Genomic DNA, 19,462 nt, shown 5'->3' with positions numbered 1-19,462 from the left:
CCATGTCATTGCGCCTCCGATTACTGTTGTTGATGATCGGCATGGTGGCTGCCTTGTCCGTGCTGATGCTCGGCATCCAGTTGAACTCACTGGTGTCGGTTTGGCTGAACCACACGGCGGAAAGGGCGGCCTCCACGGCGCAGTTTGTCAAAAGCTATGTCCTGGAGCGGGCCCAGGAGCGCGCCAGCAATATCCAGCCTCCACCCGGCGATCTCAACAATCAGATCCGGCTGTGGCGCGCCGCCATCTCGGAGGACGAGGAATTGCCCGATCTGCTCAATTCCACCCTCACGCAGACCCGCTCCATCGTCGAAATCTCCGTGTCCGGCGAGCGCGGACGCATCCTGGCGTCCTCGAATCCTGACCGCAGAGGCCGCATGATCGGCGGCATGCTGCCCTTCAAATCCCTGGTGGATATGAATCCGTTTGACCGCTTCCTGCAGGTGCTGCGCGGCCAGATGGACTATGAAAACCGGGTGGACCTGGGCGTACCTGGACAAAAGGAAGCCGTCTTCACCATCCAGGTGCTGGTTTCCAGTGCCTTGCTGCGCGACGCCATCGTGCCGGAAGTCTATAGAACGGCACTGGCCTCGCTACCTCTCTTCGTCTTTTCCATCCTCATCGCCTGGGTGGCCGCCCAGATCGCCCTGCGGCCGCTCGCCGGCATCAGCCAGACCATCGACCAGATCACGCGCGGTGAATCGATGACGGAGCACTATCCGCACATCTCCTCGACGCGTGAACTGGCCGCCGTGCAGGAGAAGTTGCGCTTCCTGGGCGAGCAGTTCCGCGGAGCGCAAATGGGCGCTACTCAACTGCGGGGCAGCGTCGAGCGCCTGCTGGAACGGCTGGAAGAGGCCATTTTTCTTTTCGATTCCAGCGGCCGGCTGATCGTCTGCGGCGAGCCTGTGGAGCGTCTTCTCAATATGAAGCGCTCGGACATTACGCGACGCAAGATCGAAGAGCTGTTCCCTGCCTCCATGCCCGTCGGCGCGGCCATCGCTTCGGCGATTGTCGAGCGGCGTCCGCTGCGGGACACGCAGGTGGGCCGCCTCATCCTCAATCTTGACTTTCTGCCTGATGGCGCGTTGCTGCTGCGCATCCGGGACGCCGAAGGCCGCCAGCTTGTAGAGAAACAGTTGAGCCTGTCCACGCGCCTGGCCGCCATCAACCGCCTCACCGGCGGTGTCGCCCACGAGATCAAGAATCCGCTGAATTCCATTGCATTGCGGCTGGAACTGCTGCGCTCGCGAGTGCTGCCCGAAGTGCCCGAAGCGAATGGCGAGATCGAAGTCATTGCACAGGAGATAACCCGGCTCGATCGCGTCGTGCGCACGTTTCTGGACTTCACACGCCCGCTGGAGATGCGGACCAAGGAGTGCGACCTGGGCTGTCTCGCGGCCGAATCAGTGGAACTCATCCGGCCCCAGGCGGAACTTGCCGGCATTCGCGTGGAGACTTTCGGGTTGGATTCGCCGGTTGATGTGCGAGTCGACGACGACCTCATCAAACAGGTGCTGATGAACATCCTGAGCAATGCCATGGAGGCGATGCCGGAAGGTGGGCATCTTCAGATTAACTTGCGAAACTCCGGCCGGGAGGCGATACTCGACATCTTGGACACAGGTCCCGGGATTCCCCAGGAGATGAGGGACAAGATCTTTCAGCTCTACTACACAACAAAGGAAAAGGGGACCGGTATTGGATTGGCGATGGCCTTTCGAGCCATGCAAATGCACGACGGAGGAATTGAAGTGGGTGGAGGAGAAGGCAGAGGTACGACTTTCCGGTTACGGTTCCCGGTCCACGATGGAGCAGCAGAGTGACAATGCGATCCATTCATCCCTGGATCCTGGCAGCGGCGATGGCCCTCGGACTGTCAGGATGTTCCAAGTTCAAAAAGGCGCCAAAACCGCCGCCCGCCCCGGCTCCCGTCCAGCCGAAGATCGAGCCTCCGTCCACTCCGGTTCCGCAGGCCAAGCCCATGGAGGAGCCGCAGTTGCCGGCGACGCCCCTACCTGCGCCGGAGATTGAGCAGCAGGTGATCCGGCCGAAGATCGAGCAGGTGGAGCCGCCCAAGCCCACGCCGCCGGCCCGCCGCAGGAGCAGGCCGACCCGGAGCGCGGCCAGTCCTAAGCCGGTGAAGCCGGCAGATCCGGCGCCCTCCGCGCCGCAGCAGCAACCCCCCGTCCAGCCGCCCGTCCAGCCTCCAGTGCAGCCGCCGCCGGACCCGGCACCGGTCAATCCGGCTCCGCAGACGCCGAAACCGGAAATCAAGCTCGCTGAGGTGTTGACGGAAGAGCAGCGCCACAGCTACAACCAGACGATCGATGAGAGTGTGGGGGAGGCCCGCCGGGCCCTGGTTTCGCTGCAGGGGCGAACCCTTAGCCGGGAGCAGAGCGAAAACGAAAGCCGGGTGAAGACGTTTATCCGGCAGGCGGAGGACACGCGAACATCCGATGTGCGGGCTGCCGCCCAACTCTCGCGGCGCGCCGCCCTGCTGGCCAGGGAACTGCTGGAGACGTTGAAGTAGGCTTACTGCATCAGCCCGAAGAGGCTGGCTGCCGCGTCGTTCGCCATGCCGCCCAGCGAAAGCAATGCGTTTGTCACGAAATGGCGTGCTTCGCTGCCGCCTGTGAACATCCAGACGGCAAACGCGATCCAGAAGAGAGTCCAAAGCAGCGACCAGAACGGCGCGGTCTGATTCCGGCCGCACTCCTCAGCCCATTGGGCTCTCATGCGGCCGTGCTCGGCCCGCCAGGCGTGTTTCATCTGCGCCTGCTCGGCCCGCCATGCGGCCCGCATCTGGGCACACTCCGCCGTCCACTCCGCCTTCTGGGCGGCTTGCCAGGCCTTAGCCTGCCAGCGCCAGGTGAATGGGCCGAATGAGGACCCGAACAAGCTGGAGAACGAGTTGGGATTGGATCCGAATCTCATAAGGAACTCTTCCGTCTGTTACGAGTGCAGCACGTTTCCGGTTCAGTAATTCTACATCAACGGCCCAAAGTGTCCGGAATTGGAACTTAGCCGTCCGATCCCGAATTGCACAGGCGTTTAGATGAATTGCGGCGCCAACGGCGGCAACTCCAACTGCAGCAACTCCTTAACGCCATCCGGACCACGCAGGTCCAGCAGCAGGTCGCCGCCGGAGGTGAAGTGCAGGCTATAGCTGACGAACGGGCAACTCTTGCGCTGCAGGCGCATCCACTCGATCACATCGGCGGGCTCGGTGTTCTCGCTATCCAGCACATAACGGAACCCGTCCGAGAGCTCGGTCCGCACATTGGCCGTGCCGATGACGCGGTTTGTAAGCGACTGGTAGCGCTCGCTTTCTGCATCGGAGAGGGATACTTCGGCCGGGGTCGACACGTCTGTGGATGGCGGCTTCCAGGGCTCCGCCGGAAGTGTCATGCAGATCGCAAGCAGGAAAACCAGGTGATGTAGTCTCTTACGCATATCGCCTCTCCGGATGCCGCCGGCCCCTCGCCGGTCTGTCGTTGGAATCACAGTGAATGAAGTTTCCGCCCGGGAACCGGGTCAAAGCCGCACAGGGGAAACAAAGCCGTCATCGGTTGTTACGCACATTGCAAGCAGCGCACCAAAGGTAAACGGCGGTTGGCGGACCGCCCGCCAACAGATGGGGAGCGTATCGATGGTGTACTCTGATTCACTATGAGGAGCACGGAAATCGAGACGGTTCTCGATTCGTTTCTGTCCGAGCAGCAGGCCCGCGTTCAGAAGCTGATTTCCGCGTTCGAAGCCGCCTGGCGCGACACTCAGATCCTGCTCGCCGCGCAGGCCGACCTATTTCGCACTCATCCGGGCAAAACCGAACCAGGCGTAGAACTTACGGCCATCGAGCGCCTGATGGAGTCGTCGGCTCGCCCCTTGCTTTTCGACCTCGTCGCCGGCCTGCGGCGAGTGAAGCCGCAGGAGCGGGCGCTGTCGGGTCTTGAAGACTACGAAACAGCCTCCGAGGATCTGCTCAGCCGCCTGCCTGTCGAAGTCGAAGTGCCGCAGGCGGTCTGGCTCAACGTCCTCACCCCACTGGCCGGCAGCCCCGTAATGGCTATGGCAGCCAGGCTGCGCCACCACCCTGAGGTGCTGCCGCTGCGAGAATTGCTGGGCTGCTTCTTCCAGCAGGAATCGAACCTGAGGGCACGGCTGGACGGGGCAGTCTTCGTGGTTCTCGCCAAGGCCGTGCTGCTGCTTCTGGAACCATGGCAGCAGGTGCGGCGTGAGGCGCTGGGGGTATTGGCGGGGCACAACGGCGGTTCGTTCGAGGAGGCCCGGCTGCGCTGGATGGATGCGCTGCTGGCCCTGCATCACCAGGGGGAAGATGCGCTGCAGAATCAGGCCGCCTGGGCAGCCGCCTCCAGTGAGCGCGCCGCCCGGTTTCTGCTTCGCCACAACGCGCCGTTCTCTCCACAGCAGCATCAGGATCTGCTCGACAACAGGCAGAATCTGTTTCGCTACTGGGCCCGCCAACGCCGCAGCGTCAACGCGGCGGTGGATGTGGAATATGAACTCGGCCAAGCCGCGCTGGAAGGCGTCTCGTGCGGACGCGCCATCCTGCTGCAACTCGACCAGGAGCAGGCCGGCTTGCTGCAGGAACTGGAATCGGTCATCACCTGGCTGCAGACCTTCGGGATGGATGACGCGGGCGACTTCCCCGCCCCCCAGAACAACCTGGTCTCGGGCGAGGACCATGCTTCGGACTGGCAGCGCCGCATGGAAGCGTTCGCCGAATCGCGCCTGCCGCAGGTTTGCGATGCACTGCAGCCGCACAAACCGCTGCCACCGCGGGCCGGCGCCTGGCGGCAGCTTCACCCGCGCAACGTTCTACTTTCCGCCCTCGACGGCATCGGCCATGCCCGGGTGCTGGAGGGCTGCCGCGAAGCGGAGGCGGTCCACCGTTCGGTCGTGCGCGAGATTGAACGCACGCGGGAAGTGGTTGAGTTTGGGCTGGAGACCGCCCAGGAAGAAGGCCAGGGCGCCATTGCCCAGGAAAGCGTCAGCAACGCGCTGGCCCTTGCCATCCATCAGAGGGAACGAACCCAAAGCCCACGGGCGCTGGTGGAGCAGCGGCTGGTGGAGGGGCTGGCGGGCACGTTGTTCCTCACTCACTTCACCCTGGAGCAGCGGCGCCTCGGGCTGTTGACACAGCTGATCCGCAATCGCGGCTCAGAGGCCTTTCAGACCGCGCGTGAACTGGGCTTCCACGGCACATCGGAAGGCGGACGCAGGCTTTATCTCGCGGTGGGGTCAGCTTACCGCGCGGCACTGATCAAGATCGGCTGGGAGCCGCCGCCGGTCGAGGCCCTGGAACAGGTTACGCTGCGCGGATATGTCGATGAAGTACTGAATCTGCGCTCAGACGTCTACGACCTGCCGATGATCTACCGGCGGCTGTTCCGGCTGGCGCCATTGCAGGATCCCCGCTTCCTGGTGGGCCGGGAAACGGAAATGTCGGCCCTGGCCGCGGCGCGCGGTTTGTGGGATGCGGGCCGGGGAGTGGCGGTGCTGCTGGTGGGCGCCCGGGGTAGCGGCAAGACCAGCATGCTGAACTGCGCGGTCGCCGGGCGCTTTGCCGATGTTCCGGTGGTGCAGAGCTATTTTTCGCGGCGGCTGACAACTGCCCACGACATCCACTTGTTTCTGTGCGATTTGCTTCAACTGCCCGAGGGCAGCGACTTTCTCCAGGAGCTGCGGAGCACCCGCAGGGTAGTGATCCTCGAAGAGTTGGAGCGGACGTTCCTCCGGCGCCTGGGGGGCTTCCAGGCCATCCAGGAACTGCTGCGCATCATTTCCAGCACTTCCCGCACGACCCTCTGGGTGCTCAGCATGAACCAGCACTCGTTCCGGTTTCTGGACGCGGCTGTAGGCCTGGGCGAGAACTTCTCCCACCGCATCAATGCCATGGCCGTCACTCCGGAGGAGTTGAAGAGCGCCATCCTCATGCGGCACCACCTTTCCGGGTTGCGGCTGCAGTATCCGCCGCCGCTGAAGATGGATCCGCAGATGGGCCGGCTACGCGCCCTGCTGGGGCTGCAGCAGGATCCGGAAACGCGCTTCTTCGACGCACTCTACCGGCAGTCAGAGGGCATCTTTCGCAGCGCTTTCGAGCTCTGGCAGAAGTTCATGGACCGGGTGGAAGGCGGGGTCCTGTATTTGCGGCAGCCGGAAGAGCCGGATTACGAACCTCTGCTGGCCAGCCTGACCTTGCGCGATTCACAGGCGCTGCACGCCATCGTGCAGCACGGCAGCCTCACCGCGGAAGACCATGCGGGCATCTTCGAATGCACAGTGGCGGACAGCCGGCTTCGCTTGGAGAAGCTGATCGCCCTGGAGTTCCTGGAGTCCGACCCGTTGTGCCCCGGGCTGCGGATCCGCCCCGAGGCCGGCCGTATCGTGCACATGGCGCTGCACCGAATGAATCTGATCTAGGAGGATGCCCATGCGACCAGCATTCCTGACAGTCTCCGGAGGCTTTGATTTCTTCAAGGTGTTGACCTTCGGCAGTGTGGCCGAGGCGATGATCGTGCTGGCAGTGGCCTGGCTGGCCATCCGCTGGCTCACGCAGTGGCTGGATACGCTGAGCGCGCGTAGCACGCAGGCCCGGTTCTTTATCAACTGGCTGCAGCCCGTCGTGCGCATCACACTCTGGTTTGTCGCAATCCTGCTCTGTTTCCAGTTGCTGGCGCCATCGCGGGATACATTCTTCGCCGGGGTGGCCTCCATCGGCATCGCCTTGGGCCTGGGTGCGCAGGATCTGGTCAAGAACCTGATCGGCGGGCTGGTGGTGCTGGCGGACCGGCCGTATCAGCTGGGCGATCGGGTAAAGATCGGCGACGCCTACGGCGAAATCGATCATATCGGGCTGCGCAGCACCAAGCTCACCACGCCCGACGATACGCGCGTCACCATCCCGAACGCGCTGATCCTCAGCCAGCACGTCTTCAACGCGAATTCCGGGGTGCCTGATTGCCAGGTGGTGACGGATCTCTTCCTGCCGCCGGATTCAGACCCCGATGTAGCCGCTCATGTAGGCCGGGAGGCGGCGTTCTGTTCGCCTTTCCTTCTGGCGCGCAAACCGGTGGTGGTGCTGACCCAACAGGGATTTGACCAGGGGCCGTATCTGCGGCTGCGGATCAAATGCTATGTGCACGATCATCGATATGAACCGCGGATCCAGAGCGATATCACGGCACGAGCCAGCCGGGAGCTGTTGCGGTTGGGCGTTCTGCAGCGCTGGATCCCGGAGACCTGAGGCGCGGCCCCCTACTGGGGAGGCCGCACCCGCAAGGGGGATATCAGTCTTCGTCGTGTTGGGCTGAGAGACGTGTCACCACCCCGAGGTCTTCGAGGGTCGTCACATCGCCTGTCACGGTGTTCGAGGTGACAATTTCACGCAGCAGCCGCCGCATGATCTTGCCGCTGCGCGTCTTCGGCAGCGAATCGGCGAACCGGATCTCCTCCGGCCGGGCAAACGCCCCGATCTCGTGGGCCACCCATTGCCGCAGCTCCTTGCCCAGCACGCCGTGATCCCAGTTCCCCTGCTTCAGCGAGACGAAGCAGCACACCGCCTGTCCCGTGATCTCATGGGGTTTACCGACCACGGCTGCCTCAGCGACTGCCGGATGCCGCACCAGCGCCGATTCCACCTCCATGGTCGAAAGCCGGTGACCGCTGACGTTCATGACGTCGTCGACGCGGCCCAGCACCCAGAAGTAGCCATCCTCGTCGCGCCGCGCCGCATCGCCGGTGAAGTAAATACCGGGCATGCGGCTGAAGTACTGCTGCTCAAACCGTTCAGGATCGCCCCAGATGGTGCGGATCATGGACGGCCACGGCTTGCGGATGATGAGGAACCCCTCGGCCCCCGCTGCCACCTTTTCACCGTAGAAGTCGACGACATCTGTCAGAATTCCCGGCATCGGCAATGTGCCCGAACCGGGCTTCAGCGGCACTGCTCCGGGCATGGGGGCAATCAGGATGCCGCCCGTTTCGGTCTGCCACCACGTATCCACAATGGGGCAGCGGCTCTGGCCGATCACGCGGTAGTACCAGTCCCACGCGGCCGGGTTGATGGGTTCGCCGACACTGCCCAGCAGGCGCAGCGACGAGAGATCGTGCTTCTTCGGGTACTCGTCGCCCTGCTTGATCAGCGCACGGATCGCAGTGGGCGAGGTGTAGAGGATGGTCGCCTTGTGGCGCTCGACAATGTCCCACCAGCGGTCCCAGGCCGGGAAATCCGGAGCGCCTTCGTAGATCAGGCAGGTCGCACCGCAGGCGAGCGGGCCATAAACGATGTAGGAATGGCCGGTGACCCAGCCGATGTCGGCCGTACACCAGTAGATATCGTTCTCCTTGAGATCGAATACCCACTTCATCGTGCTCGCGACGTAGGTGAGGTAGCCGCCCGTGGTGTGGAGAATGCCCTTGGGCTTGCCGGTGGTCCCGGAAGTGTAGAGAACAAACAGCGGGTGCTCGGAATCGAGTTCCTCGGCCGGGCACTCCGGGCTGACGCCCGGCAGCAGGTCGTGCCACCAGTGATCGCGGCCGTCGTGCATGGGGCACTCGCCGCCGGTGCGGCGGTAGACCAGGACGTCCTTGATGCCGGGGCAGTCCTTCACCGCCTCGTCCACGGCGCCCTTCAATTTCACTTCCTTGCCGCGCCGCCAGCCGCCGTCGGCGGTGAGCACGAGCGAGGCATCGAGGTCGAGGATGCGGGCTTTCAGGGCCTCGGCCGAAAATCCGCCGAAGACCACGGAGTGGATGATGCCCAGCCGGGCGCAGGCCAGCATCGCAACGATGGCCTCCGGAATCATGGGCATGTAGACAATGGCGCGGTCGCCGGCCTGGAAGCCGCGCGACTTCAGCACGTTCGAGAAGCTACCGACCGCCTCGTACAATTCGCGGTAGGTGAGGGTCTTCTGGTCGCCCGGCTCGCCTTCAAAGATGATGGCGGGCTTGTCGCCGCGGGTTTCCAGGTGCCGGTCCAGGCAGTTGTAGGCGGCATTGGTTTTGGCGCCTACAAACCATTTCACGAATGGCGGATGCCACTCGTAGACGTGGCTCCATTTCTCGAACCAATGGACCTCGCTCTCGGCCCGCTCAGCCCAGAACCCTTCCGGGTCTGCCTCCGCGCGCCGGTATAACTCTTGGTAGGCCTCCAGGGAGCCCACGTGGGCTTGGGAGGAGAACTCTGTACTTGGAGAATAGACTTCGTTCCCAGACATGTTTTTCTGGAGTGTAGCAAAGCCTGTAGAATCTCGTTCATGGCCAAAATTGAATGGAACCGGCAACCGACCTACGAGGACGCCAACTTGTTGCTGCGATTGTACGAAGAGCGGCGCGAGGAGAAACTGCGCAAGGCCCGTGCCTGGTTCGTCTCGGAATGCAAGTACAAGACGGTGGAGGACTGGCAGCGGCTCTGCCCGCCCGGGTCTGAAATGAATGCCTACTACCGGATGGTCACCACTTATTGGGAGATGGCGTCCAGCTTCGTGGTGAGCGGAGTGCTCAATCCCGAACTATTCATCCAGAACGCGATGGAGCATGCCCTGGTATGGGAGCGCATCCAACATCTCGTCCCCCAGATCCGCACGATGAACAATGCTCCACATCAGTTGCACAACCTGGAGACCATGGCAGGCTATACGAAGGAATGGTTGGCCAAGCAGGGAGAAGGCGTCTACGAGAGCTTCGCGGCACGCTTCAAGGTCTAAGCTTCTTCAGGAGCCGTAGTCCCAGGAATAGGGCTGCCGCACCGGCCGGTGAGATGGTGCCGGCGTGCAGTCCCAGTGTGTGGATCAGTTCCGCCTCGGTGGTGAGGGGGATCCGGGTGAGCCCGGGTAGAAACTCATCGCTGAGGCGGAACGGCCCGGAGTGGTCGAGCAACAGCAGGGTGCAGATCTCCGGGCGAAGGTTCAGCAGATTGATGCCAACGCCCGAGAAATAGAGGCGGCTCGGGTCGAGGTCTACGCCCAGTTCTTCACGCAACTCGACGGAGACGGCATTCTCTATCGAGTAAGGGGGTGCAAACATGCCGGAGGGCACCACATGCCACTGGCCGCTACGGTGCGGCATGGCCTTCGGCGCCAGCCTGCCCAGCAGGATCTCCGTGTCGCAGACAACGAGAGTCGCTACTCCGATGGCGGCGTGCAGCGACATGGACGCGTTGCGGAGTTCCAGCCGGCGGTCAAACCGCGCGAAATCGACGGTGGAATGGCCGCGAAGTGACGGCAATTGCGCCAGCAGTTCGATCTCGAGCATCTCGTTGGTGTTCATGGAAGCGAAGTACGAGCCAAGGCGGCAGTCCAGGGAAAGCTGCGGGCGGCGCCTGAGCCGGTCCATCGAATAGACTGCTCCGTCAAAGAGGTTCAGGCCCTGGAAGCGTGCCGCCAATTCAACGGGAGGAGGCGCCGTAAGGTCCAGACTGCCCTGGACCGATTCCACTCGCTGCCACTGGCTGGCCGGTGCAGGGATGCAAGTAACGGGAAACACGACGCCCTCACGACGCAGCAACGACCGCGGTCCGTACTTCCAGGCTAAGAACCCGCACAAGGCATCCATACGTTTATAGGCCCTCACTCCAGTGTGGACTAGGGCGCGTGCCCCACCCCCTATTTCAGGCTAAATCCTCTCTCCTACTCTTCGTCGCGCCGCCGATGGAGAGAGAGAGGTCGGTGAAGTGCAGCGTTTGGCCGTTGTTTTCATGTGCGTGACGGGGCTGTTCCTCCTCCACATCCCCGCCAGGGCCAGGGAAACACAATGGATTCGAGTGGCTTCACCGCACCTCGAAATGTTCACGACGGCAGAGGCGGAGACCGCCGCTCAAGCCCTTATAGAGTTAGAGAGCCTACGAATTTGCTTCCGTTCAGCAGCGCCGGACTCAGCAACCGAACCGGCCCGTCTGCGGATCGTGGCTTTCTCCTCTGAGTCGGAGTACCAGGTATTCAGACTGAACTCCTACTCTCCCGCGTACTTCGTCGGCGGCTCGGGACAAGGAACGATTGTTCTGGGCCGCCTGGCGAAGGAAACCCTTCCAGCTCTTCGACATGAGTATATCCATGCGCTTGTCGAGCAAAGCGGTTGGCACTTGCCGCCGTGGCTGGCCGAAGGGTTGGCGGAACAATTTGCGGGCGTCGATGCGGGGCGGGTCCGGTATCGCAAAAACCTGCTGAAACGGCAGGGCTTTCCTTCCTTGCAGGCGCTGGAAATGGTCCAAAGCGCCTCCCAGGACCGCGAAGCGGCGCTGAGGTTTTACGCCGCCAGTTGGGCGCTGACGAACCTTCTCTTTATCGAGGCTCCTTATCGAGACCATGTGTGGTCCCACATCAAGGGCAGCGAGGCAGGATTGGCGGGGTTACTGGCGGCGGTGGGGCGGTCAGAAAGCCAGCTTCGGCGTGACCTGCTGCGGCATATTGACCGACTCAAAACAGTATCCCCAAATGAGGGTACTACCCCTGTTTCTGTCGTATGCGATGTCCAGCCGGCCGCGGACACGACCGTTCAGCTCGTGCTTGCCCGAGTGCAGGAGCGGGCGGGCGATGCTTCCGGCGCCCGGGCGCGACTGGAGGCGCTGCCGGAATCGGCACGGCAGGAGCCCGAATATTGGGTGGTGGCCGGCGATCTGGCAATGCTCAATTCACCCGTGGAAGAAGCCCTCCATGACTATGAAAAGGCAATGGATCTCGGTTCGCGGGACAGCCGGATGCTGCAGCGATTGGCGGTGCTGCGGCAAGGCCGCGCCGAGGCGGTGCCGGTGCTGGAAAGGCTGGTCGAGGTAAGCCCCTGGAATGACGAAGCGCGGCTGGTATTGAGTTCTCATTACCTGCGCGATCAGCGCTGGCCGGAAGCCCTGACACAGCTTCGGCAAGTGAAACATGCGCCGCCCGAGCGAGAGGACTTTTACCGGCGGGCCATGGCGATCGTAGAATCTCACCTAGAACTACCCCCCGTAATTCTCAGTACACGATAGTCCTACAGGTCGGCGAATCCTTATCACCTGATAAGGGGTTTCGCCTATGCTCGATGGCACCCTTCGGGTCCACAATGGCCCCGAGGAGTACCTAAAAGTGCCTACGTCCGTCCAGTCGCGTCGCAGCCGGTCAGTCCGGTTGTCCGACCTTGTTTCCGCACTCTCCTACGCGCTGGACCTCACGGAAGGCCAGCCGCTGGGTCATGCGCAACGGACCTGCGTGCTGGGTATCCGCCTAGCTCAGGCGATTGGCTTGTCCGAGGAGGAACAGGCAGACCTGTTCTATGCCCTGCTTTTGAAAGACTCTGGCTGCAGCAGCAATGCGGCGCGCATGTACCAGATCCTGGGCAGCGACGAGATCCGCGCCAAGCACGATGTGAAACTGGTCGACTGGCGCAGCGTGAATTGGTCTTCACTGGTCTACTCCCTGCGTCATGTGCGCGTGGGGCGTCCGGCGTGGGAGCGGCTGCTGGCGTTGTCGCAGGTGGCCTGGCAGAGGCATCGCCAACAGAAAGAAGTCGTGGAGATCCGCTGTGAACGCGGCGCTTCCATCGCCTTGAAGATGGGCTTCCCCAGCCGCACGGCGGAGGCGATCCGAAGCCTGGACGAGCATTGGGACGGCGGCGGTTACCCGCTGGGGCTGCGTGCGGACCAAATCCCGATCGCGGCGCGCATTCTCAGCCTGGCGCAGACGCTGGAAGTATTTCACCGGCAGTCGGGCATGCCGGCGGCATTGAAGGTGGCCCGGGCACGCAGCGGGCGCTGGTTTGATCCGGAACTGGTGAAGGCCGCGCACGCGATTGCCCAGCAGAGCTCCCTGGACAGCGAACTTGCCTACGCGGCGCAAACCGTGGCACGCCTGTCACCGGCCGAAGGCAGCGTAGCCGCTGGACGGGAACGAGTGGATGTGATCTGCGACGGATTCGCTGAAGTCGTTGACGCAAAATCACCTTACACGAGCGAGCATTCGCGGCGAGTGACGGAGGCGGCGGTTGGGATTGCCCAACACATGCAGGCCGAGAAGTCGACGATCACCCTGCTGCGCCGGGCGGCCCTGCTCCACGACCTGGGCAAACTGAGCGTTCCGAACTCGATTCTGGAGAAGCCGGTGGCGCTGACAGCCGACGAGTGGGCCATCGTCAAGCGGCATCCGTTCCACTCTGAAGCGATTCTGAAGCGGATTGAAGGCTTTGAACAGATTGCGATCGTTGCCGGCGCGCATCATGAGCGGCTGGACGGCACCGGATACTTCCGAGGGGTGAAGGCCGAGCAGCTGTCGATGCCGGCAAGGATACTGGCGGTCGCGGATGTGTTTGATGCGCTGGCGGCGAAGCGCCCTTACCGGGAAGCGATCCCATTGGATGAAGTTTTCTCCATGATGAGGCGCGACGCGCCGCACGCGCTGGACGGAGCCTGCGTGGAGGCGCTGGTGGAGAGCCAGCGGCTGTCGCGGCCTGCTCCGGCCTCGGAGGGGCTGGCCCTATTGCAACGGGCCATCAGCACGCACCACACGAGCCAGCGTGGTGTCGCCTGAGCTGCGCGCCGTACGCAGCCAGTAAGCGTTAGTGTATTGTGGTTGCAGAGGCGTACTCTGGCGCAATGGCCTTTTCTGTTCGTGACCGTGGATACGGCCCCCCTCCCATGAACCGCATGACGACAGGCGTCAAGTGGTTGCTCATCGTCAACAGCGTTCTATTTGTCGTGTATTTCCTGAGCGCGCGGACGGTGCTGAACGACTTTTTCCTGTTGCTGGGCCTGGTGCCCCGCTCAGTGTTGAGCAGCTTTGCCATCTGGCAGCTCTTCACTTACATGTTCCTGCACAGCCCGTTCGGTTTCGGGCACATCCTGATGAACATGCTGTCGCTGTGGATGTTCGGCACTCCGCTGGAGAGCATCTGGGGCACGCGGCGATTCCTGCAGTTCTACTTCTTCTGCGGCGTGGGCGCGGGCATCTGCGTGGTGATCCTGAACCTCTTCTTCGGGTCGCTGGACACGCGCACAATTGGCGCCTCGGGCGCGATCTACGGCACGCTGATGGCGTTCGGCATCCTGTTCCCGAAAGTGACCACCTATTTCTTCGGGCTGTTTCCGATTGAGGCGCGTTGGATGGTGATCATCATTGGCGCCATCGTGTTTCTGAGCTCCCTGGGCGACAGCGGCGGAGCGGTGAGCCACTTCGCGCATCTGGGTGGAATGGTTTTCGGCTATGTCTGGCTGCGGTTCAACCTGGGGCACAAGGTGAAGGTCCGGACGGACTGGCGGGGCGATCTGCAGCAGCGTTATAAGGATTGGAAGCTGCGGCGGGCCAAGAAGAAGTTTCAGGTGTATCTGAAGCGGCACGGCTCGACCACGCAGGACAAGCGCGGCGGACCGGGCGACTGGATTCAGTAGCGCGTCGCAACCGGCCGGCCCGGGTTGTACGTCTTATCAGCATTAGAAGGGGAATGTCATGAAACTGCGCCGATTCCTTGGACCGACACTGGTAGCCGCGGCTGTCGCGATGTGTGGCCTGCTGCCCGCCCAAACCGGCCCGAAGAAAGAATCGGGCGACACGGTATCGCGCCCCCGCAAGAAAGCTTCGGACGAAACTCCGGCCGAGAAACCGCCGGAAGCACAAGGCGAGAAGATTCCCTCAAAGCTGCAGAAGAAGCCGGGCGAGAAGGCCGAGGCAGGCCAGCCCACCTTCCGCAGCGATACGCTGACCGTGAATGTCGACGTGGCGGTGCTGGACAATCGCGGGCGGTTCATCCCGGGCATTCCGGCGGGCAATTTCCGGGTGCTGGAAGACGGCGTACCGCAGAAGGTTTCGGGCTTCACCACGGGTGAATCGCCCATCACCTTGGCGATGGTGATCGAGTTCAGCAATCTGTACCAACAGTACTGGTCGTACGGCTGGCAGGAGACGCTGACGGCCTGTTATGGCTTCCTGCAGACCCTGAAGCCCGAGGACACGGTGGCCGTGGTTGCCTTCGATATGCGGTCTGAGATTCTCAGCGACTTCTCCACCAACCGCCAGGACACGTACGAGGCCATGGCCCGATTGCGGATCCCGGCCTTTTCGGAATCAAACCTGTACGACGCGCTGACGAGCGTGGCCGACCGCATGAGTGACATTGAAGGCCGCAAGGCGATTCTCTACATCGGTAGCGGCATGGATACCTTTTCGAAGATCACCTTTGATGTGACGCGGCGGCGGCTGCAGACGGCGAGCGTGCCGATCTATGCGTTGGGAACCTTACAGGCGATGCGTGAGTATCTGGACTCGCACGGCTACATGGGCCCGATCCAGCGGCTGGACTTCCTGCAGGCCGACAACCAGTTGAGGACCTTTTCAAAGGAGACGGGCGGGCAATCCTGGTTCCCGCGTTTCTTCGGCGAATATGGCGGCATCTTCCGTCAGATCTCAGAGGCCCTGCGGAATACGTATTCGCTGTCCTACCAGCCGACGAATACGGCGCGCGATGGCAAGTACAGAAAGATCAAGGTTGACCTGGTGGACCCGCGGACGGACGCGCCGTTGAAGGTCACGGATGAGAAAGGCAAGCCGATGAAGTACACCGTCGTGGCGAAGACAGGGTACCAGGCACCGCGCGAAGTAGAGTAGCGATCGGCTGACCACAGCGCTCCTCTGAAGTCAAGCATTGGATCTCGCCCCGGATGAGTGCGATACAAGTTCGTTGACACCCGCAATTCCGCTTTGCTACCTTCGGCAAGGTTTCTCGTAATGGCAGCTCGTTCCAAGTCAAGTTTAGTGCCTTCGGCACGAATCCTCCTCGTGGATGACAATCGCGCCGGATTGATGGCTCGAAGCACGGTTCTGCAGGAGCTGGGCTATGCGACGGATGGAGCCCCGGACGCACGCAAGGCGCTGGAAATGTTTCGCAGCGGCAGTTACGACCTGGTGGTGACCGATTACAAGATGCCGGAGACGAATGGCGTCGAACTGATCGTGCAACTGCGCGCGGAGAAGCCCCTGACGCCGGTGGTGCTGATCTCGGGTTTTGTCGATGCGCTTGGCCTGACTGAGAAGAACACGGGCGCGAACGTCGTGATCATGAAGAGCGCTAATGAAGTGCAGCATCTGATCCGCGCCGCCAATCGTTTGTTGAAGATTCCGCGCAAGCCGATGTCCGAAGAGCGTCCTGCCCTGCGGGTGCGCACGCGCAAAGCCGGCAGCTGAGCTGACGGGCGTGGTCCCGGCCCCTTTGTTCTCTTAACTTTCAACGGCGCCAATTGCGCCCATCATTCCCTACTCGTGTGATCAGTACCTTGCCTGGCGGTGGCCGATGCTAGGCTGGAGCTGATGCGTCTGAGCCTTGCCATCCTAGCCGTGATTCTGCTGAGCGGTATGCCCGCGGCGGCGGCGAAAAAGAAGCCTGCACCAGCTAAGCCCGCGGTATTGCCGAATACGGGCGTAGCGCAGCATTGGCTGAAGTCGATGACTCCGGCCGAGCGAGCCGCGCAGTTGCTGATGATCCACTTCTATGGCGATGCGCCCAATGCGAAGTCGAAGGCGTACAAGCAGTATGTGGCAGCGGTGCGCGATCTCAGGGTGGGCGGCCTGATCGTCCTCAACCGGGTGCAGAACGGCATTGTGCAGAGAGCCGATCCATATCAGATGGCGGCGTTCCTGAACCGCATGCAGAAGCTGGCGAAGACTCCCCTGATCGTGGGTGGAGACTTCGAACGCGGCGCTTCGATGCGGATGACCTCAACGACTCAGTTTCCTCATTTGATGGCCTACGGCGCCGCCAATGACCTGGAAGCGACATTCCAACTGGGCAAGGCAACGGCGCGGGAAGCGCGCGCGATGGGTGTCCAATGGGTGTTCGCGCCCGATGCGGATGTGAACAACAACCCGGACAACCCGGTGATCAACACGCGCTCGTTCAGCGAGAATCCGCAGGTGGTTGCCGCGCATGTCAAGGCCTTCCTGGAAGGGGCGAAGAGCGACCCGAAGGTGCATGTCCTGACTACGGTGAAGCACTTCCCCGGCCATGGGGATACAGCCACCGATACGCACCTGGGGCTGGGTGTCGTGACGGCCTCGAAAGAGCGCATGGAACAGGTGGAGCTCGTCCCGTTTAAGGCCGCGATCGAAGCCGGAGTGGATGGCGTGATGAGCGCTCATCTGCACGTGCCCGCATACGAATCGGAGAAGCTGCCGGCGACCGTGTCGAAGAACATCCTCACCACCCTGCTGCGCGAGGAATTGGGCTTCAAGGGCATCGCGGTGACGGATGCGATGAACATGCAGGGGCTGACCAGCCAGTTCCCGGCCGGCGAATCGGCCGTGCGGGCACTGGAGGCTGGCGCGGATCTGCTGCTGGTGCCGGCCAATGCGCAGGAGAGCGTGCGGGCCATCCTGGCTGCGGTGAAGAGCGGCCGGCTGACACAGAAGCGTGTCGATGCCTCGGTGCTGAAGATTCTCAATGCCAAGGTGCATGTCGGCCTGAACAAAAAGAAGCTGGTGGATGTGGAGACGCTGAGCGATGAAATCGACTCGCCGGAAGACGAAGAGAGCGCGCAACATGTGGCCGAGAAAGCGCTCACCCTGGTAAAGAACGAAGGCGCGCTGCTGCCGCTGCGGAATCCAGGGGGCAGCTGCCATTACATCCTGTCAGCGGGCCGTTTCTCGACCCAGGGCCGGGACCTGGCGGACCAACTCCGAGCTGGACTGCGCGGCGCGAAAGTGCAGTTGCTGGATCCCCAACTGCCGCAGGAGGAGTTCGGTCAACTGGCGCAGGCCGCGGCGGCGTGCGAGACGGTGGTAGTGGAAGCGTACGTCACGGCCAGCGCTTCCCAAGGCAACGTCGTGCTGTCTGGCAACTACCCCGCCTTTGTCGAGAAACTGCTGGCGGGCGGCAGGCCGGTAGTGCTGGTGGCCTTCGGGAATCCCTACCTGCTCAGGACCTACCCGAACGCGCCGGCATACCTGGCAACATACACGACCGTGGCTCCGTCAGAGACCGCGGTGGTGAAGGCGCTGGCTGGCGAGCTGACGGTCGACGGTAAGCTGCCGGTGACGATTCCAGGACTCGCGGAATACGGCTTCGGCTTGAAGATGGAGCGAAGCAGGTAGGGACAGCCGCGGCTTCATTGCCGAATGAATGTCAGCGAGATGTGGAGCCGGCGTCCGGTGCAGCGATTCTCCCTGTAGAGCCACACCGCCTGCCCATGGCGTAGCGCCAGGAGATTGAGGACATCGATCACCGGCATGTCGCGGATCTCCAGCGGCTGCGACTTGGGCGGCTCGGGATCACCGGGCTGCCGCAAAGAACTGACGGAGACGAAGCTGGCCCACATGGAGGCCCCCATTGCCAGCAGGGTCTGGTGAAAGGCAGGGGTCTCTTCCATCTGGCTCAGGGAGAGGGTCAGGTTCGAAGGATCCTTGATGGTCAGCTTTTCGATTCTGACGTTGAGGAGGGCGGGTGTGCCCGAGAGCGGCAAAACGTTGACGACGCCGTTTCGCTCTTCCTCCCGGTAGGCCGCGCCGGTGAGGGCCAGCACCTCATTGAGGGCAGCCTGCAGTTCCATGCCGGCAGGAACCTGGATAGCCACCGGAATATCCGCCTCGCAGGTTCGCAGGGCGGCAAAGCCGGAAGGGACTTCGGCCACCCGCAGCAGGATACTGATGGCCTCAAATGCGGAAGGCTGCTCGCTGTGATAGCCGGTAAGGAATCGCCAACTGCCGCCAGTGGCCGGCTGGGCGAGGGCGCTTAGGGCAAAGAGAAAGCCCAATGCGAACGGGAGTATCCGGCGGTACGGCTGACACATGGATCTTCACCGTGATTATGGCAACTGCGAACCCCGGGTGACAGCGGGTGTCCATCGTGATACTGTGACGCTGGCTGGCTGCGGGACCTGCAATCTGAACCCGGGCCGGCTGGCGGCACGCCATGTGATCCGCCGGCTGCCGGTGACCATTCCGGAGCTGGCCAGCGATGGATCTGGTTGGAAATGGGACGGCTCAAGCGATCGCCACAGGAGGTAAGTATGGCGTTCCGAGTTCGAGTTCCCGCCTGCGATGAAGGCGGAACAATGCCTAAGCGGCACACGGGCGAGGGAGAAGACGTTGCCCCGGCCATCGAGTGGGAAGACGCGCCGCCCGGCACCAGAAGCTTTGCGTTGATCGTCGACGATCCGGACGCTCCGGCCGGAACGTGGACCCACTGGCTGTTATGGGACATTCCGGGAGCCGAGCACGGCCTGCCTGAGGGCTTTCTGCCCGGCAGCCTGGGCACCAGCGGAGTGAACGATTTCGGCAACGAGGGCTATGGCGGGCCGATGCCGCCAGTGGGGCATGGTCCGCACCGCTACCAGTTCAAGCTCTATGCACTGGACACTGGGCGCCTGATGCTGCATGTGGATTCAAGCCGCGCCCAATTGGACAAAGCGTTGCGCGGGCACGATCTGGCGGAAGCCTGGACGACAGTGAAGTACGAGCGGCAGTGAGCCGCGAGTTTCACTAGAATA

The 19,462-nt window shown here is 62.5% G+C and carries 17 protein-coding genes; 12 read left to right on the top strand and 5 right to left on the bottom strand.

The window, feature by feature from the left end:
• Nucleotides 1–2 precede the first annotated feature (2 nt).
• The gene (locus ACR9Y2_RS32340) at nt 3–1,826 is read left to right on the top strand and encodes a sensor histidine kinase (protein WP_435046012.1); all 1,824 of its coding nucleotides are present in this window, start codon (nt 3–5) and stop codon (nt 1,824–1,826) included.
• 2 nt (nt 1,827–1,828) lie between these two features.
• A complete protein-coding gene (locus tag ACR9Y2_RS32335) occupies nt 1,829–2,533 on the top strand; it encodes a hypothetical protein (protein ID WP_435046011.1) in 705 nt (234 codons plus the stop codon).
• 2 nt (nt 2,534–2,535) lie between these two features.
• Here ACR9Y2_RS32335 and ACR9Y2_RS32330 read toward each other — a convergent pair whose 3' ends face one another.
• Nucleotides 2,536–2,937 (bottom strand): hypothetical protein, encoded by a 402-nt coding sequence (locus ACR9Y2_RS32330; protein WP_435046010.1) that lies wholly within the window; start codon nt 2,935–2,937, stop codon nt 2,536–2,538.
• A 117-nt stretch (nt 2,938–3,054) separates the two neighbouring features.
• Complete coding sequence (locus tag ACR9Y2_RS32325; protein ID WP_435046009.1) at nt 3,055–3,456, bottom strand: hypothetical protein; 402 nt, start codon at nt 3,454–3,456, stop codon at nt 3,055–3,057.
• A 216-nt stretch (nt 3,457–3,672) separates the two neighbouring features.
• On the opposite strand from ACR9Y2_RS32325, the gene ACR9Y2_RS32320 reads away from it, so the two are divergent.
• Both ACR9Y2_RS32320 and ACR9Y2_RS32315 read left to right on the top strand, forming a co-directional pair.
• The gene (locus ACR9Y2_RS32320) at nt 3,673–6,447 is read left to right on the top strand and encodes an ATP-binding protein (protein ID WP_435046008.1); all 2,775 of its coding nucleotides are present in this window, start codon (nt 3,673–3,675) and stop codon (nt 6,445–6,447) included.
• A 10-nt stretch (nt 6,448–6,457) separates the two neighbouring features.
• Entirely contained in the window at nt 6,458–7,270 is an 813-nt protein-coding gene (locus tag ACR9Y2_RS32315) for a mechanosensitive ion channel family protein (RefSeq protein WP_435046007.1), read from the top strand.
• A 43-nt stretch (nt 7,271–7,313) separates the two neighbouring features.
• Here the strand turns inward: ACR9Y2_RS32315 and acs are convergent, their stop codons facing one another.
• The gene (acs, locus tag ACR9Y2_RS32310; protein WP_435046006.1) at nt 7,314–9,242 is read right to left on the bottom strand and encodes an acetate--CoA ligase; all 1,929 of its coding nucleotides are present in this window, start codon (nt 9,240–9,242) and stop codon (nt 7,314–7,316) included.
• A 39-nt stretch (nt 9,243–9,281) separates the two neighbouring features.
• Here acs and ACR9Y2_RS32305 point away from each other — a divergent pair, with 39 nt between their 5' ends.
• Nucleotides 9,282–9,731 (top strand): DUF4760 domain-containing protein, encoded by a 450-nt coding sequence (locus tag ACR9Y2_RS32305; RefSeq protein WP_435046005.1) that lies wholly within the window; start codon nt 9,282–9,284, stop codon nt 9,729–9,731.
• Here ACR9Y2_RS32305 and ACR9Y2_RS32300 read toward each other — a convergent pair.
• Nucleotides 9,721–10,509 carry a hypothetical protein gene (locus ACR9Y2_RS32300; protein ID WP_435046004.1) on the bottom strand — a complete coding sequence of 263 codons (789 nt, stop codon included), beginning with the start codon at nt 10,507–10,509 and terminating at the stop codon, nt 9,721–9,723. The two genes, ACR9Y2_RS32305 and ACR9Y2_RS32300, sit on opposite strands and share 11 nt — an antisense overlap.
• Before the next feature lie 187 nt (nt 10,510–10,696).
• Here ACR9Y2_RS32300 and ACR9Y2_RS32295 point away from each other — a divergent pair, with 187 nt between their 5' ends.
• The 6 genes from ACR9Y2_RS32295 (at nt 10,697) to ACR9Y2_RS32270 (ending at nt 18,068) form a co-directional block, all read left to right on the top strand.
• On the top strand, nt 10,697–11,986 hold the full coding sequence (locus ACR9Y2_RS32295) for a hypothetical protein (protein WP_435046003.1): 1,290 nt from the start codon (nt 10,697–10,699) through the stop codon (nt 11,984–11,986).
• A gap of 97 nt (nt 11,987–12,083) precedes the next feature.
• Nucleotides 12,084–13,520 (top strand): HD-GYP domain-containing protein, encoded by a 1,437-nt coding sequence (locus ACR9Y2_RS32290; RefSeq protein ID WP_435046002.1) that lies wholly within the window; start codon nt 12,084–12,086, stop codon nt 13,518–13,520.
• 107 nt (nt 13,521–13,627) lie between these two features.
• A complete protein-coding gene (locus ACR9Y2_RS32285) occupies nt 13,628–14,377 on the top strand; it encodes a rhomboid family intramembrane serine protease (protein ID WP_435046001.1) in 750 nt (249 codons plus the stop codon).
• A gap of 58 nt (nt 14,378–14,435) precedes the next feature.
• The gene (locus ACR9Y2_RS32280; protein WP_435046000.1) at nt 14,436–15,590 is read left to right on the top strand and encodes a VWA domain-containing protein; all 1,155 of its coding nucleotides are present in this window, start codon (nt 14,436–14,438) and stop codon (nt 15,588–15,590) included.
• A gap of 120 nt (nt 15,591–15,710) precedes the next feature.
• Complete coding sequence (locus tag ACR9Y2_RS32275; protein WP_435045999.1) at nt 15,711–16,166, top strand: response regulator; 456 nt, start codon at nt 15,711–15,713, stop codon at nt 16,164–16,166.
• A 123-nt stretch (nt 16,167–16,289) separates the two neighbouring features.
• Nucleotides 16,290–18,068 carry a glycoside hydrolase family 3 protein gene (locus ACR9Y2_RS32270; RefSeq protein ID WP_435045998.1) on the top strand — a complete coding sequence of 593 codons (1,779 nt, stop codon included), beginning with the start codon at nt 16,290–16,292 and terminating at the stop codon, nt 18,066–18,068.
• A 14-nt stretch (nt 18,069–18,082) separates the two neighbouring features.
• Here the strand turns inward: ACR9Y2_RS32270 and ACR9Y2_RS32265 are convergent, their stop codons facing one another.
• The gene (locus ACR9Y2_RS32265) at nt 18,083–18,727 is read right to left on the bottom strand and encodes a hypothetical protein (RefSeq protein ID WP_435045997.1); all 645 of its coding nucleotides are present in this window, start codon (nt 18,725–18,727) and stop codon (nt 18,083–18,085) included.
• A gap of 300 nt (nt 18,728–19,027) precedes the next feature.
• Between ACR9Y2_RS32265 and ACR9Y2_RS32260 the strand changes: the two genes are divergently transcribed.
• A complete protein-coding gene (locus tag ACR9Y2_RS32260; RefSeq protein WP_435045996.1) occupies nt 19,028–19,441 on the top strand; it encodes a YbhB/YbcL family Raf kinase inhibitor-like protein in 414 nt (137 codons plus the stop codon).
• Nucleotides 19,442–19,462: the final 21 nt, after the last annotated feature.

This window comes from Paludibaculum fermentans (assembly GCF_051172195.1).
In the GTDB taxonomy this organism is placed as follows: Bacteria; Acidobacteriota; Terriglobia; order Bryobacterales; family Bryobacteraceae; genus Paludibaculum; species Paludibaculum fermentans_A.
Note: the sequence above shows the minus strand (reverse complement) of the source record. Positions and strands in the feature narration are given on the sequence as shown.

What these genes read in the sequence shown, in the direction of transcription:
- ACR9Y2_RS32340 (WP_435046012.1), top strand. Translation starts at nt 3, where the DNA reads ATGTCATTGCGCCTCCGATTACTGTTGTTGATGATCGGCATGGTGGCT.
- ACR9Y2_RS32335 (WP_435046011.1), top strand. Translation starts at nt 1,829, where the DNA reads ATGCGATCCATTCATCCCTGGATCCTGGCAGCGGCGATGGCCCTCGGA.
- ACR9Y2_RS32330 (WP_435046010.1), bottom strand. Translation starts at nt 2,937, where the DNA reads ATGAGATTCGGATCCAATCCCAACTCGTTCTCCAGCTTGTTCGGGTCC.
- ACR9Y2_RS32325 (WP_435046009.1), bottom strand. Translation starts at nt 3,456, where the DNA reads ATGCGTAAGAGACTACATCACCTGGTTTTCCTGCTTGCGATCTGCATG.
- ACR9Y2_RS32320 (WP_435046008.1), top strand. Translation starts at nt 3,673, where the DNA reads ATGAGGAGCACGGAAATCGAGACGGTTCTCGATTCGTTTCTGTCCGAG.
- ACR9Y2_RS32315 (WP_435046007.1), top strand. Translation starts at nt 6,458, where the DNA reads ATGCGACCAGCATTCCTGACAGTCTCCGGAGGCTTTGATTTCTTCAAG.
- acs (WP_435046006.1), bottom strand. Translation starts at nt 9,242, where the DNA reads ATGTCTGGGAACGAAGTCTATTCTCCAAGTACAGAGTTCTCCTCCCAA.
- ACR9Y2_RS32305 (WP_435046005.1), top strand. Translation starts at nt 9,282, where the DNA reads ATGGCCAAAATTGAATGGAACCGGCAACCGACCTACGAGGACGCCAAC.
- ACR9Y2_RS32285 (WP_435046001.1), top strand. Translation starts at nt 13,628, where the DNA reads ATGAACCGCATGACGACAGGCGTCAAGTGGTTGCTCATCGTCAACAGC.
- ACR9Y2_RS32280 (WP_435046000.1), top strand. Translation starts at nt 14,436, where the DNA reads ATGAAACTGCGCCGATTCCTTGGACCGACACTGGTAGCCGCGGCTGTC.
- ACR9Y2_RS32275 (WP_435045999.1), top strand. Translation starts at nt 15,711, where the DNA reads ATGGCAGCTCGTTCCAAGTCAAGTTTAGTGCCTTCGGCACGAATCCTC.
- ACR9Y2_RS32270 (WP_435045998.1), top strand. Translation starts at nt 16,290, where the DNA reads ATGCGTCTGAGCCTTGCCATCCTAGCCGTGATTCTGCTGAGCGGTATG.
- ACR9Y2_RS32260 (WP_435045996.1), top strand. Translation starts at nt 19,028, where the DNA reads ATGCCTAAGCGGCACACGGGCGAGGGAGAAGACGTTGCCCCGGCCATC.